The sequence below is a fragment of the Jiangella anatolica genome, assembly GCF_003236295.1.
Classification (GTDB): domain Bacteria; phylum Actinomycetota; class Actinomycetes; order Jiangellales; family Jiangellaceae; genus Jiangella; species Jiangella anatolica.
On the sequence record NZ_POTW01000017.1, the window covers coordinates 1 to 14,399 of the forward strand.

Sequence of the window (14,399 nt, forward strand, 5' to 3'; positions counted from 1 at the left end):
GGCGGCGACGTTCACCGAGACGCTGGCCGCCCGCGAGACGCTGCAGCTCACCGGCGGCATGGCCGACCGGCAGCGACGGTTCGCCGCCCAGAACGCCGCGCTGCGCGCCGCCGAGGACCGCACCGTCGACGTCGAGCTGCGGCTGCGCCTGATCGGCTTTCTCGAGGGCCTCTCGGTCGCGGTGCTGCTGGTGGCCGGCGCCTGGCTGGCCGGGTCCGGGCGGGTGACGATCGGCACCGTCGCGGTGTTCGTGCTCGCGGTCGCGAACCTGTTCGAGGGCGTCCTGCGGCTGTCGCAGGTCCTCGGCGAGCTGCAGTCGACGGCCGTCAGCCTGGCCCGGCTGCTGGACCTGCTGGAGCGGACGGCGGATCGCCCGGCCCCCGACAACCGGGCGCTGCCGGAGACCGGCGACCTCACCGTGAAGAGCGTCCGCTACGCCTACCGCCAAGGCACCGACGTGCTGGACGGGGTCGACGTCAGCTTCCCGCACGGCGCGCACGTCGCCATCGCCGGGCCGACGGGGTCGGGCAAGAGCACGCTGGTCAAGCTGGCGTCGGGCCTCTACCAGCCGGACGCCGGGACGGTGACGTTCGGCGGCGTCGACCTCGCCGGCGTCGCCGAGGCGGAGGTGCGCCGGCGGATCGTCCTGGTGCCGCAGCAGGTGCACCTGGTCAGCGGCACGCTCGCGGACAACCTCATGCTGGTGCCGCACGAGCCCACCCGCGACGAGCTGCTCGACGCCGTCGACCGGCTCGGACTGACGGCGTGGCTGGCCGGGCTGCCGGACGGCCTGGACACCGTCGTCGGGCCGTACGGATCGGCGTTGTCGGCGGGGGAGCAGCAGCTGGTCGGGATCGTCCGGGCGGCGCTGGTCGACCCGGCGGTGCTGATCCTCGACGAGGCGACGGCCGACCTCGACCCGGTCGTCGCCGCGCAGATCGAGACCGCCGTCGACCGGGTCCGGGCCGGACGGACGCTGATCCTGGTCGCCCATCGCCCGGAGACCATCGCCCGGCACGCGACTGTCGTCCACGTCGACGACGGGGTGGTCACCGTCAGCTGACGTGCGGGTGGAACAGCACCGGGTGCAGCAGCTCGGCCAGCTCGCCGACGCCGGTCAGCGGCCGGCCGAAGTCGAGGCGGGCCCAGCGTCGGCGCGGCCGGCCGGTGTCGATGGTGAACCCGTACCGGTCCAGCCGGACCGCCCGCGGCCGCGTCGTCTCGATCCCGGCCGACGCCAGCGCCGCGCGGAACCACGGCTCGACCTGCTCGCCGTGGTGGTCGGCGAGATCGAGCAGCAGGTCGCGCTCGTCCTCGTGCAGCGGGTCCGGCTCGGCGGCGGCGTACGCGGCCCGATCCACCGGGCCGCCGCCCTGCTCGGTGACGAGGTGCACGCCGGTCACCCGCAGCCGGTACAGCACGGCGTCGGAACCGACGCCGAGCAGGCTGGGCAGCGGGTTGGCCTCGGCGAACTCCAGCGCCGCGGCCCTCGCCGCCGCATCCTCGACGGGGTGCAGCCGGCCGCTGGCGCGGGCCTGGCCCAGACTCGGCGCGCCGGCCGCCGGCGGGACGTCGTCCACCCGGAGCACGCCGCCCGGCGCGACCGGACCACGGGACCGCAGCGCCTCGCGCAGGCCGCCGGTCGCCGGGACCAGCAGCAGCGCGTCGCCGTCGCGGCCGGTCCCGTGCCGCACCGGCAGCGGCACGGTGACGTCGTCGAGGAAGAGCAGGCCGGGCAGCCGGCCGCGCAGCAGCGTCCGGGCTCGCTCGGCAGCCGAGGGGCAACTCATGAGGAGAGGCTAACCTAACTCGACGAGTGCGTCAGCCCATGGTGGCGAGGAAGACGAAGAACACGACCAGCCCGGCGACGAGGCCGAGGACGCCGCCGGTGAGCGCGCGGGCGCCGTCGTCGGCCAGCCCCTTCTCGGCGCGGTCCCACCCGATGAACCCGAGCGCGATCGCCACGACGGCGGCCGGGGCGGCGACGAACTCGCCGACGAACGGGACGAACGCGAAGACCAGGGCAAGCACGCCGGTGAACAGCGCGGGGCCGCCCAGGCCGCGACGAGGTTTGGTGTCGGCGTCCCCGTCCATGCCGCCCATCTTCCCATGATCGCGCGCGGGGCAAGGGTTCACGAAACGGTCACCGGCGTTTCGTCGGCCGGATCGGCGGCGGTTCCACGCGATCGGGACGATTCAGGGCGCTCTGCCCACACCCCCGAGAGACGAGGCCCCGCCGATGACGCAGTCCGCACGTCCCGGACACCGCAAGCGAGTGGCCGGACTGGCCGCGGCCGTGCTGGCCGTCGTGCTCGTCGGAGCGACCTGGCCCGCGTCCTACGCGGCGGACGTGGCGGAGGCGGATGCTCAGCCGGAGGGCCCGGAGGCGGCGAGCGAGCCGCCGACGCTGACCCCGGCGGACGGCGCGTACCTCGAGGGCACCGTCACGGTCGCGTCCGAGGCTGTCACGGCAGACGACGACGTCACCAGCCTCACCGTCGACGGCCAGCCGGTGCCGGGCGCGACCCCGACCGTCGGCGTCTCCACGCTGAGCTTCGACGTCGGCAGCAACTCGACCGAGGCCCGCTACCACAACCACGTGCTGATCAACGGCACGCACCGGATCGACCTCGCCGACGCCGTGAACGAGCGGGTCAGCCTCGAGGTCCCGAACGAGCACCTGGTGCCAGGCGAGAACACCGTCGAGGTGGTCGCCGGCACGGTCACCACCAGCTGCGGCGTCAACCACGACGACTTCGCGCTCTCCGACTTCACGCTGGAGCTGCTCGGCGGGGCCGCCGACGGCGAGGCGAACGAGTACAACTACTCCTTCGGCGACGGCAGCTGCGGCTCGAACACGTCGCTGCTGCTGCGGGCGACGCTGACGTTCGTCATCGACGGCGACCCACAGGGCACCACCGGCCTCGCCGCCGAGCTGGACACGACGACGCTGGCGAACGGGCCGCACGAGATCGTCGCCCGGACCATCTCGGGCGCGGCCACCACGCACACCGTCACCGTGAACAACCCCGCGGCCGGCGCGCCGCACGTCCAGCCCGCCGACGGCACGCTGGCCGCGGGCATCCAGCCGGTGATCGCCTCGTTCCCGGCCGGCACGCCGGGCGCGGTGCCGTCGCTCGCCGTCGACGGCGCCGAGCCGGTCACGAAGCCGACGCTCGGCGAGGGCGTCGCGACGTTCAGCTTCGACGTCGGCTCGAACTCGCTCGACGTCCGCTACCACAACCATCTGCTGGTCAACGGCCGGCGGCTGGACCTCGGCGGCGACTACGTCAGCCAGCGGACCGACTTCGCGATCCCGAACGAGTACCTGCGCCCGGGCGACAACGTCATCACCGTCGTCACCGGCGGCCGGCAGGAGACCTGCGGCGTCAACCGCGACGACTTCGCCATCGCGAACCTGGCGCTCGTCGTCGCCGGCGGCACCGCGACCGGGCAGAACATCGCTCCGTCGTACACGATGGGCGACGGCAGCTGCGGCAGCAGCACGACGGCGCTGCGCGAGGTGGAGCTGCACTACACGATCGACGCGCCGGCCGCGCACGTGCGCCCGACGCTGGGCTCCGGCCTGGCCGTGTTCGCCTTCGACATCGGCACGAACTCGATGGAGGCGCGCTACCACAACTTCGTGCTGGTCAACGGCATGAAGCTGGACCTCGGCGGCGACCACGTCAGCCAGCGGGTGGAGATCACCGTCCCGAACGAGTGGCTGGTGCCCGGCTGGAACACGATCGACCTGGTCACCGGCACGTTCCCGACCGGCTGCGGCGACAACCGCGACGACTTCACCGTCTCCAACGTCACGCTCACGCCGGCCGAGGGGACGGCGACGCAGCAGCGCCGCCAGCCCAGCTACGGCATGGGCGACGGCGACTGCGGCTCCACCGTGAACCCGCTGCGCGAGATCGACCTGCACTTTCTCGTCAACGCGCCGGCCCGTGGCATCCGCGCCGACGTCGACACGGCCGCGCTGCCCGACGGCGACCACACCGTCGCCGCCGCGTCGACCACCGGCGAGGTCGCCACGCGCCTGCTCGTCACCGACAACACCGCGCCCGAGGTCACGGTCAGCACACCGGCCGCGGGCCAGACCATCACGTCGGCGGTGGCGCTGGACGTCCGGCTCGACGACGCGTCCGGCGTCCTGAGCGGCCCGGACGTGGTGCTCGACGGCGCCGAGGTCGCGCTCGGCGCCCCGATCGGCCCGGGCCTGACGCCGGGCGAGCACACGCTGTCGGTCACCGGCACCGACGTCATGGGCAACACGGCGGTCCGCGAGATCGTCTTCACCAGCGCCGGCATCCCGGACGTCCCGGCCGAGCTCGCGCCGGCGTCGGGCAGCACCGACGTGGGCGCGGCGGCGACGCTGTCCGCCCGGGTGGCCACCCCCGGCGGCGGCGACGTGACGGCGTCGTTCGCGCAGGCCGAGGTGTCGACGGCGACGTCGGCTTGGCAGGGCACGACGACGACCATGCCGACGACGCTGCGGGTGCCGGGGGAGCGGCCGGCGCAGACGAAGGACCTGACGCCGCTGGACGGGCGCACGCTCACCGCGCCGACCAGCCGCGACATCGCCTACCAGCGGTTCGACCTGCGGGTGCGCAAGAACGTCGCCGCGCCGTTCGTGCGCTGGGAGGGCGTCGTCGACCCGGAGCGGCTGGTGACGCTGCACGCGTGGAACCCGGACACCACGGCCTGGGACGTCGTCGCGACCGCCCGCGGCGCCGTCGAGGGCAACACCGAGCTCTCCGCCACCGTCGACCCCCGCTACGTCGACCGGAACCGGGTGAACGTGCTGGTCACCGCCCAGGACCCGTTCGCGGACGACATCGAGCCCGGTGACCCGAACGGGTTCGCCGACCCGGACACCTACGACTTCTCCATCGTCCACTTCACCGACACGCAGTACATCTCCGAGGGCGCCGTGGAGCAGGAGACGCCGGAGGAGCGCGCCGTCTGGGCGTCGGCCTACCAGGGCATCGTCGACTGGGTGGTCGACAACGCCGAGGAGCGGAAGATCGCATACGCCGCGCACACCGGCGACATCATCGAGAACAACACCCGCCCGGCGCTGGACGAGCCGATGCGCCAGCAGGTCATCGGCGAGTTCGAGTTCTCGTCCGAGCAGCAGGGCGTGCTGGACGGCGCCGGCATCCCGAACGGCGTCATCGCCGGCAACCACGACAACCAGTCCGGACGCGAGACGGGCCCCGGCGCGCTGTACAACCAGTACTACGGCCCGGACCGCTACGCCGCCGCCGACGACCAGTGGGAGCACGCCGAGTACGGCGGCCCGTGGCGCGAGGGCGACAACCAGAACCACTACGACCTGTTCTCGGCCGGCGGCCTGGACTTCGTCGTCGTCGGCCTCTCCTACGGCGTCACGAAGGAGGAGGCGGACTGGGCGAACTCGATCTTCGAGCGGTTCCCGGACCGCAACGGCATCGTGCTCTCGCACGACTATCTGGTGCCCTCGACCAGCCCGGACGGCCGCGGCGCCGGGTTCTCCGCACCCGACGGCGCCATGCTCTTCCGCCGCGTCGTCGAGCCGAACCCGAACGTGTTCCTGGTGCTGGCCGGCCACGAGCACGGCGTCGCGACCAACATCAAGCCGCAGGTCGGCGCGGAGATCAGCCGCGGCGTGGTGGAGCTGCTGGCGGACTACCAGTTCTACACGGTGTCCGCGGAGCGGCTCGGGCTGACCGAGATCGGCGGCTACGAGCCCGACGACCAGCTGCAGTTCGGCGCCAGCTTCTTCCGGCTGCTGCAGTTCGACGTGGACCGCTCGGAGCTGATCGTCGACACGTACTCGCCGCTGCTGGCCGACTTCGGCGCGACCGAGTTCGACACCAACGGCCGGTACAACGGCACCGAGGACAACATGGTGCTCCCGGTCGACCTGCAGACCCGCACGACGACGTTCCAGACCGACGCGATCGCGATGTACACACCGGCCGAACCGCTCGGTTCGGTGACCGTGCCGTCCGGTTCGGTCGCGTCGGTGGAGTGGGCCGGCCTGCTGCCGGCGACGACGTACGCGTGGATCGTCACCGCTCAGAGCGCCGGCGGCGGCGTCACGGCGTCCGCGCCGGCCGTCTTCACCACCGCGGACACCCGCGGCCGGCCGGGGACATGGGGTCCGGGCGCGCCGCTGTGGCCGTACTACGCGCCGTTCGAGCCGACGGACGATTAGCGCCAGCGGTAGCCGGCGGCGAGCGTGCTGAGGACGGACGGCAGCGCGCTCGTCGCCGGCCGCGAACTGCGTGAAGATCGCCTGAAGCCGCCGTGAAAGAGGGGGTGGCCAGGATCGTGACGTGCCTCGGCACCGAGGCGCCACACCGATCACGGGGAGTCGTCATGGCCATCCGCACACGCACCCTGTCCGCCCTCGCCGCGGCCACCTTCGCCGCGGCGGCGCTCGCCGCCGCTCCGGCCGCCCAGGCCGCCACTTCTGCGCCGGCGGGGCAGAACGCGACGGCACAGGAGGCGACCGCACAGGCGACGGCGGCGGGCTGCTACACGAAGCGCAACTACACCGGCGGTCGCTGGCTCAGCGTCCACTTCTGCGCCGGCCGGGTGACGGGGTACTCCGGCTTCGTCGAGGACTCGATCTGGCTGGACCGCGCGCGCAGCTCGAACCCGACGTCGTGGACGCCCAGGCTCGGGCTGTACCGCGACAGCTACTACACCGACGACGTCGCGAACCCGGGCGGCTACTACTGGCGCACCTGCGTCGTCGACAGCGGCCGCTACTACTGCACGGCTTGGCACCGCTGAGCGTGCGCCGGCGGCGTCACGGGCGCCGCGCGGTCGCGAACTGGCCGAGCAGCTCATCGGCCCACCGGGTGCGGGCGTTCCCGGCCAGGTCGATCAGCCGGGACGCCTCCTCGACGCAGGCGTCCTCGCTCGCGGCGTCACCCGTGGCGCGGTGCGCGTGGGCCAGCTCGGCCAGCGCCTCGCAGGTCGTCTGGACGTCCTGCACGCCCGTCTCGGCCAGCCGCCGCAGCGCTTCGGCGGCGCTCTGCCGGCCGTCCTCGCCCGCCAGCCGGCGCGCCCTGGCCAGCAGGACGGCCGACTGGGCCGTCAGCCGGACCGAGCGCAGCTCGCGGGCTGTCGCGAGTGCCGCCCGGGCCGGCGCGATCGCCGCGCCCGGCTCACCGGCCGCGAGCCGGGCGTGGGCCTCGATCTTGGCGGCCTCGTACCCCTCGTACGAGCCCGGCTCGTGGGCGTGCCGCTCCCTGGCGGCCGCCAACGTGCTCGACGCGCCGTCGGCGTCACCGTCGCGCGCGAGGAGATAGGCCAGGTTGCGCAGGGTGTGGGCACGCAGCACGAGCGGCAGCGCGTCCCCGGTGTCGATGCAGCGGCGCATCACCGCGACGGCGGCCGGGTAGTCGCCCGAGCGGCCGTGCAGGAGCGCGAGGTTGTTCAGCAGGGCGGCCTCGCCGTAGCGGTCGCCGAGCCGCCGCCAGGCGGCGATCGCCTGCTCGGCGGCCTCGTGCGCCTCGGCCAGCCGGCCCTGGTCGGCCAGGGCGGAGGCGAGGTTGTGCCGCGCCGCGGCCAGGAAGTGCTCCGCGCCCGGCGGCAGCGGGGTCGTGGTGACCACCCGCAGCAGGCCGGCGGACACTTCGTGCGCGGTGCAGCAGTCGGTGACGACGGTGTCGAAGTGGACGGCCAGCGCCGCGGCCTCGACGGCGCGGTCGTCGTCGCCCGAGCTCAGGCCGTCGCGGGCGAGGCCGACGAACAGGGCGCCGCGCGGATGCACCCAGGCGTGCACGTCGGCGCGGTCGCCGAACGTGGCGCCGTCGGTCTCCTCGGAGTCGACGACGGCGGCGACGAGCGGATGGTGGGGGCGGTCGCCGGGCCGCAGCCGATCGCGCGCGTTGGCCAGCGACGCGAGCGCCTGGCGCAGGACCCGGCGGGCGCCGGCCGGATCGGTGCGCGCCGGATCGTCGCGCAGGTAGCTGCCGATGAGGCCGTGCCAGCCGTAGCAGTCCGGTGTCGCTGGCTCCAGCAGCCGCACGTCGCACAGCCGTTCCAGCAGGTCGCGGGCCTCGGCGCGGCCGGACTGCCAGAGCACGGCCGCGGACTCGACGTCGACGAGGTCGGCCGGCAGCGTGCCCAGGGCGCGGAACCGGGCCTCGTCGGACGGATCGAGCAGGCCGGTGGTCGCGTCGAGCGCCGCCCGTACCGAGTGACCGCCCAGCCGCAGCTCCGCCAGCCGGCCGGGCCCGGCGAGCCGGTCGCGCAGATGGGCGAGCGGCCAGGCCGGCCGGGTGGCCAGCCGCCCGCCGACGATCAGCAGCGCCAGCGGCGAGCCGGCGCACGCCTCGACGATCGCGGCCGCCGCTTCGGGCTCGGCGGCGAGCCGGTCCGCACCGGCCAGCGTCGCCAGGAGCTCGTGCGACTCCGTGGCCGAGATGAGGTCGAGGTCGAGCGACAGGTTCGCCGGCACGGTCAGGCGCCGGCGGGTGGTCGCCAGGACGGCGCACTCGCCGGCGCCGGGGAGCAGCGCGGTGACCTGCTCGGCCGACTGTGCGTCGTCGATGACGATGAGCAGCCGCCGCCGCGCGCAGACGGACCGGAACAGCGTCGCCCGGTCGGCCGGCGACGCCGGGATGTCGGCGGTCGCCGTGCCGAGGTCGCGCAGGAACGCGCCGAGCACGTCGTGTGGCGGGACCGCCGCGCCACCCCTCGTCCCCTCGGCGAACAGCTGCCCGTCGGGGAAGCGGGCCCGCGCCCGGTGCGCGGCCTCGATCACCGTCGTCGTCTTTCCGACGCCGGCCTGGCCCGACACGACGGCGAGGCGGACCCGGTCGGCCGGGCGGTCCAGCAGCGCGGCCAGCGCCGCCAGCTCGCGCCGCCGTCCGACGAACGCCGGCGAGCCGGCCGGCAGCTGGGCCGGCGGCCCGGCCGCCGGCGATGTGGCCTGAGGGCCCGGCACGGCCGGCCGGGCGGACGGCGTGGGCGCGAGCAGCTCCGGGTCGGCGGCGAGCATCCGCTGGTGCAGCTGCGTCGCCTCGGCGCCGGGGTCGATGCCGAGGTCGTCGCGCAGCACGGCGACCAGACGGGCGAACGTCGCGAGCGCCTCGCCCTGCTGACCGGTGCGATACAGCGCGAGCATCAGGTGGCACCAGGTGCGCTCCCGCCACGGATGCTCCGTCGTCAGCCGCCGCAGCGACGCGATGAACGCGTCGTCGAGCTCGCCGGCCAGCAGCCGCACCTCGTTGCGCCGCTCGACCACGCTGAGCACCTCGTCGAGCAGCGCCGACGCCTCGGCGTCGACGAGCCGCGGCGCGGCCAGGCCCGACAGGGGAGTGCCGGTGCAGAGCCCGAGCGCCTCCGTCAGCGTCGCCAGCTCCGCCCGGGCCGACCCGGCGCCGGCGGCCACGAGGCGGCGGAAGCGGTGCAGATCCACCTGGTCCGGCGCGAGGTCCAGCCGCAGCCCGTCGCCGTAGGCGAGCACCGCCTCGCGGCCGAGCACGTCGCGCAGCCGGGACGCGTACGTCTGGATCGCCCGGCGCGAGTTCGCCGGCAGCTCCGCCTCCGACCAGAGCAGCTCGGTGATCGCGCCGTAGGAGACCGGCGTGTTCAGCCGGAGCGCGAGCGCCGCCAGCAGCGCGGCGGGACGGCGGGCCAGCGGCACGGGCTCCGTGCCCAGGAGCACCTCGACCGGGCCCAGCAGCCGTACGAAGACTTCCTGCTGGGGCACGGGTCGAGGCTACCGGCCGGGTGGCGCCGCCCGCTGACGTTGTCCGCGGGCGGCGCCGCCGGGGCTACTGGATGCCCTCGCGCGTCAGCCGCCACTGCTGGCACTGGCACGAGCCGCTGGTCTGCTGCTGCGCGACGGCGCCGTCGGCGGTCGAGCTGCCGGCGATCTCCAGGCTCTTCCCGCTGTTGGCGTTGGCCAGCCGCCACCAGCCGCCGCTGAGCAACGTCGGCACCCAGGTCTGGGTGGCGTGGCCGGTCGGGCCCCACTGCACGGCCTGGACGCCGTCACCCAGCGCGGCGCCCGGGATCTCCAGCAGCTTGCCGCTGTTGTTGTTCGCCAGCTGGATGCCGCCGGTCACGGTGCGCAGGTTCCACACCTGGGTGGCGTGGTTCGTGTCGCCCCACTGGCCGGCGCCGGCGCCGTCGGTCGTCAGCGCCGAGAGGATCTCCAGGAACTTCCCGCTGGTCCGGTTGACGACGCGGAACTGCGGGTCCAGCGGCGCCGACGTCCGGTAGACGTGCAGGACGTCGAGCTCGGCGAACGACGTCGCCTTGGTGAAGCTGATCGTGTTGACGCCGGCGTTGAGGTTCACCGTGTGCTGGGCCCACAGGTAGCGGCCCCAGTCCACCGTCGGCGGGTAGGAGATGGTCGTCGCCGATCCGCCGTTGACGCTGACGGAGTGCGTGCTGGTGGCGCCCATCCCGTTGGCGTACCGCACGTTCAGCCGGTACGACCCGGCGGCCGGCGCCCGGACGGTGAACGTCACCGAGCTGCCGGCGTTGTTGATGTTGCCGACCTTCTGCCCGTTCGACGCGTCGTGGTGGGTGACGAGCGACGCGTCGGCCCGCGCCGCGCGCTCGGCCTCGTACTGCTGCGCGTCCAGCGGGATGGTCCCGACGCGGACGTCGTTGTAGGTGGTCGACGGGTTCTCGACGTTGGACGCGTGCACGAGCGTACGCCCGTCGACGCTGGTGTCGAAGCCCTGCGCGAAGCCGCTGAACGCGCCGCCCTGCGTGTCGGTGGAGTCGTAGGTGACGGCGTACGGCAGCCGCTCCCACGGGCCCTCGCCGAGGTTGTAGTTGACGTAGAAGTTCTGGCCGGTGTTGATGTTCCCGCCGGCGTCCAGCGACCACTTCGACGACACGATCACCATGCCCTTCGGCCCGCCGCCGGGCACCCACTTCACGAACGGCGACGACCCGATGCCGCGGCCGTCGGCCAGCCGGACCGGCGTGCCGATGCTGGACTCCGGGCTCCAGCTCAGCCCGTCGGGGGAGATCTTGTAGTAGACCGGCGCGGTGTTCTGGCTCAGGCTCGGCCGGTTGACCACCTCGAACGTCGCCAGGTAGCGGCCGTCGGGCAGCTTGGTGACGGTGATCATGCCGGGCCGGTCGTTCGTGCCGGCCGGCGCGGACACGTTGACCAGCGGCCCCCACGTCAGCCCGCCGTCGGTCGAGCGCCGGTACGACACGGCCTGCAGCACGCCGTTCGGCTTCTGCCGCTCGTCGGAGAAGTAGGCGACGAGGCCGCCCTGGCCGTCGACGGCCAGCGCCGGCTCCCAGACGGTCGTCGTGGTGGACGTCGGGCTGGGGTCGTAGACCGCCGGCCCGCCGGTGTCGATGGTGCTGAGGTAGGTCCAGGTGACGCCTGCGTCCTGGCTCTTGTAGACGATCAGCCGGCTGCTGGAGCGGTCCGCCGGCATGATCATCCCGGTCAGCAGGATGGTGCCGGCCGGCAGCGAGCCGACCTGCTGCGGCAGCTCGTACAGGAACGGCTGCGCGGTGCGGGTCAGCGTCGGGAAGGTGGTGCTCGGCGCGACGTCGGCGATCTTGCTCCAGCTGGTGCCGCCGTCGGTGCTGCGGTGGATGGGATAGACCTGCACGCCGCCGACCAGCACCAGCTGGTCGAACGTCACCAGCTGGGTGCCGTTGGCGGCGCCGTTGTGCTTGAGCGTGATCACCTTCGGGTAGGTGGTGCCGACCGGGCGATTGCCCTCGGGGTCGAACGAGGTGCCGGCGGCGGGTGAGTAGACGAGCGCGCCGTTGCCGGTGGTGACGGCGGTGGCGACGGGGTCGGGCGCGGCCGTGAGGGCGGTCGCGGCGAGTGCGGCGACGGCGGCCAGTGCGGCCAGCGCGCGGCGGCGTGGGGTGCGGGCATCGGTGGACATGACTCTCCTCGAGACGGGGCGGGCACAGTCATGCAACGTTGTACGAGTGAATGCTCGTACAACGTTGTAACACCGGTGTCGATCAGCACCCTAGGGTTGGGTCGGCGCCGGTGTCAACGGCTACCGTGTGGTCATGACAGCGACGCTGCGTGATGTCGCCCGGCTCGCGGGCGTGTCGTTCAAGACTGTGTCGAACGTGGTCAACGACCATCCGTACGTCTCCGACACCACTCGCGCCAAGGTGCAGGCGGCCATCGACGAGCTCGGCTACCGGCCGAACCGGCAGGCGCGCAGCCTGCGCTCCGGCCGCACCGGCGCCATCGGCCTGGCCGTGCCTGAACTGAGCCTCGCGTACTTCGCCCAGCTCGCCGACGAGGTCATCAACGCCGCCGAGAAGCGCGACGTCGTCGTCGTCATCGAGCAGACCGGCGGCGACCGGCGGCGCGAGCTGGACGTGCTGTCGGGGTCGCGGCGCCAGCTCACCGACGGGCTGCTGTTCAGCCCGCTCGGCCTGGGCAACGACGAGGGTGACCTGCTCGCCGTCGACTTCCCGCTGGTGCTGCTCGGCGAGCGGATCTTCGACGGCCCGGTCGACCACGTCACGATGGAGAACGTCGACGCCGCCCGCGCCGCCACCGACCACCTGATCGGCCTCGGCCGGCGCCGGATCGCCGTCATCGGCGCGCACGAGGGCGAGGTGATCGGCTCGGCCGGGCTGCGGCTGCACGGCTACCGGGCCGCGCTCGAGGCGCACGGGCTGCCCTTCGACAAGGCGCTGATCGTCGACGCCGGCCCGTGGCACCGGTTCAACGGCGCCGAGGCGATGCGCGCGCTGCTCGAGCGCGGCGTCGAGTTCGACGCGGTGTTCGCGCTCAACGACGAACTCGCGCTGGGCGCGCTGCGGGTCATGCAGGAGCAGGGCGTCCGGGTGCCGGCCGACGTCGCGATCATCGGCTTCGACGACGTCGACGAGGGCAAGTACTCGCTGCCCAGCCTGAGCACCGTCGATCCCGGCCGGCGCGAGATCGCCCGGCTCGCCGTCGAGGTGCTGCTCGACCGCATCGAGAAGGGCCCGGAGGAGCCGCGGCGGGAGCTGCGCTCGGGCTACCGCATCGTCGAGCGGGAGTCGACCCAGCCGGGCTGAGCCCGGCTTGACATCCGTTGGCGTGTTCCGCATCCTGACTCTTACAACGTTGTAAGGTCATGAACGTCTCACTGTGGAGAAGGAACAGACATGACACGCAACCGCCTTCCTTTGGGCCTCGTCCTCGCCCTGGCCATCGGGCTGACGGCCTGTGGCAGCGACGACGACTCCGGCGGCGCGTCCGCCGACGGCCCGGTCGAGCTCACCTTCTGGCACGGGTACACCGAGGCCGACGGCGACGTGCTCGAGCAGCTCGTGGACGACTTCAACGCCTCGCAGGACGAGGTCGTGATCAGCACCGAGATCAACCCGTGGGACGTCATCGACGACACGCTGCTGCCGGCGCTGTCGGCCGGCAACGGGCCGGACATCGTCGCGATGCCGGCCGAGCGGCTGCCTGTCTACGCCGACCGCGGCGCGTTCGTCGAGCTGGACGACTTCTACGACGACGCCGAGAGCAACGCCGCCGAGCTGAACCCCGGCGCCGTCGAGATGGTGACGGTCGACGGGACCCGCTACGGCGTGCCGACCGGCTTCGTGCCGCTGGCGATGTTCTACAACAAGGCGCTGTTCGAGTCGGCCGGCATCACCGAGCCGCCGGCCACCTGGGACGACTGGGTCGAGACGGCCAAGGCGCTCACCGTCGACCAGAACGGCGACGGCACGCCGGAGCAGTACGGCGCGGCCATCCCCGACCACGCGACCGTCGCCAACGGCGTCTGGCCGAGCCTCTTCTACGGCGGCGGCGGCGACATCGTCGAGGGCGGCACGGACGTCGTCATCGACTCGCCGGAGAACCGGGCGACGTTGGAGTACTGGTACCAGGCGATCGCCGTGGACAAGATCTCGCCGACCGGCGTCGACGGCATCGCCGGCGACGGGCTGTTCAGCAGCGGCAAGGCCGCGATGTACCTGGGCGGGCCGTGGATGGCGTCGATCTCGGAGGAGAACGGCATCGACTACGGCATCGCGCCGGTGCCGGCCGGGCCGGAGGCGCAGGCGGCGTCGGCGATCGGCGTCTCGATGGCGATCACCGAGCAGGCCGATGACGACGCGGTCGAGGCGGCGGAGCAGTTCTTCAGCTTCTTCCTCGACCAGGACAACGCGGTGACGTGGTCGCTGGGCTCGGGCTGGCCGCCGCTGCGCACCGACGTCCCCGCTGACGCCGTCGCGGAGAACCCGGTGGTCGCGGCGCTGACCGAGCAGGCCGAGTTCGGCCGGCCGCTGCTGCCCGGCGTCGTGAACAGCGTCGACGTCCTGACGGCGATCGACGAGCTGACGCAGCGGGCGATGGCCGGCGAGGACATCGGCGGGCTGCTGTCCGAGGCGCAGGCCGCGATCGAGACGGCCGTCGGGTAGGT

9 protein-coding genes are annotated in these 14,399 nt (G+C 73.4%); 5 read left to right on the forward strand and 4 right to left on the reverse strand.

Annotated elements, in window-relative coordinates; genetic code table 11:
- Positions 1-1,063 (forward strand): ABC transporter ATP-binding protein (locus tag C1I92_RS09185; protein WP_146605071.1); only part of this gene is annotated, 1,063 nt, incomplete at its 5' end.
- Here the strand turns inward: C1I92_RS09185 and C1I92_RS09190 are convergent.
- Positions 1,056-1,790, reverse strand: a complete 735-nt coding sequence (locus C1I92_RS09190) for a DUF2470 domain-containing protein (protein WP_111254368.1) — start codon at positions 1,788-1,790, stop codon at positions 1,056-1,058. The genes C1I92_RS09185 and C1I92_RS09190 overlap by 8 nt on opposite strands.
- 31 nt (positions 1,791-1,821) lie before the next feature.
- A complete protein-coding gene (locus tag C1I92_RS09195; protein WP_111254439.1) occupies positions 1,822-2,094 on the reverse strand; it encodes a hypothetical protein in 273 nt (90 codons plus the stop codon).
- A gap of 145 nt (positions 2,095-2,239) precedes the next feature.
- Here C1I92_RS09195 and C1I92_RS09200 point away from each other — a divergent pair, with 145 nt between their 5' ends.
- Together C1I92_RS09200 and C1I92_RS09205 are read left to right on the forward strand one after the other, a co-directional pair.
- The gene (locus C1I92_RS09200; protein WP_146605072.1) at positions 2,240-6,211 is read left to right on the forward strand and encodes a metallophosphoesterase; all 3,972 of its coding nucleotides are present in this window, start codon (positions 2,240-2,242) and stop codon (positions 6,209-6,211) included.
- Positions 6,212-6,375: 164 nt separating this feature from the next.
- Entirely contained in the window at positions 6,376-6,795 is a 420-nt protein-coding gene (locus tag C1I92_RS09205) for a hypothetical protein (protein WP_111254370.1), read from the forward strand.
- A gap of 16 nt (positions 6,796-6,811) precedes the next feature.
- Here C1I92_RS09205 and C1I92_RS09210 read toward each other — a convergent pair whose 3' ends face one another.
- A complete protein-coding gene (locus C1I92_RS09210; protein WP_111254371.1) occupies positions 6,812-9,727 on the reverse strand; it encodes an AfsR/SARP family transcriptional regulator in 2,916 nt (971 codons plus the stop codon).
- Positions 9,728-9,791: 64 nt separating this feature from the next.
- Positions 9,792-11,894 carry an RICIN domain-containing protein gene (locus C1I92_RS09215; protein ID WP_111254372.1) on the reverse strand — a complete coding sequence of 701 codons (2,103 nt, stop codon included), beginning with the start codon at positions 11,892-11,894 and terminating at the stop codon, positions 9,792-9,794.
- Positions 11,895-12,027: 133 nt separating this feature from the next.
- On the opposite strand from C1I92_RS09215, the gene C1I92_RS09220 reads away from it, so the two are divergent.
- Positions 12,028-13,038, forward strand: a complete 1,011-nt coding sequence (locus tag C1I92_RS09220) for a LacI family DNA-binding transcriptional regulator (protein WP_111254373.1) — start codon at positions 12,028-12,030, stop codon at positions 13,036-13,038.
- Positions 13,039-13,128: 90 nt separating this feature from the next.
- A complete protein-coding gene (locus tag C1I92_RS09225; RefSeq protein ID WP_111254374.1) occupies positions 13,129-14,397 on the forward strand; it encodes an ABC transporter substrate-binding protein in 1,269 nt (422 codons plus the stop codon).
- Positions 14,398-14,399: the final 2 nt, after the last annotated feature.

Excerpts from the sequence above, each read along its gene's own strand:
- C1I92_RS09190 (WP_111254368.1), bottom strand. The coding sequence starts at position 1,790 with ATGAGTTGCCCCTCGGCTGCCGAGCGAGCCCGGACGCTGCTGCGCGGC.
- C1I92_RS09195 (WP_111254439.1), bottom strand. The coding sequence starts at position 2,094 with ATGGACGGGGACGCCGACACCAAACCTCGTCGCGGCCTGGGCGGCCCC.
- C1I92_RS09200 (WP_146605072.1), top strand. The coding sequence starts at position 2,240 with ATGACGCAGTCCGCACGTCCCGGACACCGCAAGCGAGTGGCCGGACTG.
- C1I92_RS09205 (WP_111254370.1), top strand. The coding sequence starts at position 6,376 with ATGGCCATCCGCACACGCACCCTGTCCGCCCTCGCCGCGGCCACCTTC.
- C1I92_RS09215 (WP_111254372.1), bottom strand. The coding sequence starts at position 11,894 with ATGTCCACCGATGCCCGCACCCCACGCCGCCGCGCGCTGGCCGCACTG.
- C1I92_RS09220 (WP_111254373.1), top strand. The coding sequence starts at position 12,028 with ATGACAGCGACGCTGCGTGATGTCGCCCGGCTCGCGGGCGTGTCGTTC.
- C1I92_RS09225 (WP_111254374.1), top strand. The coding sequence starts at position 13,129 with ATGACACGCAACCGCCTTCCTTTGGGCCTCGTCCTCGCCCTGGCCATC.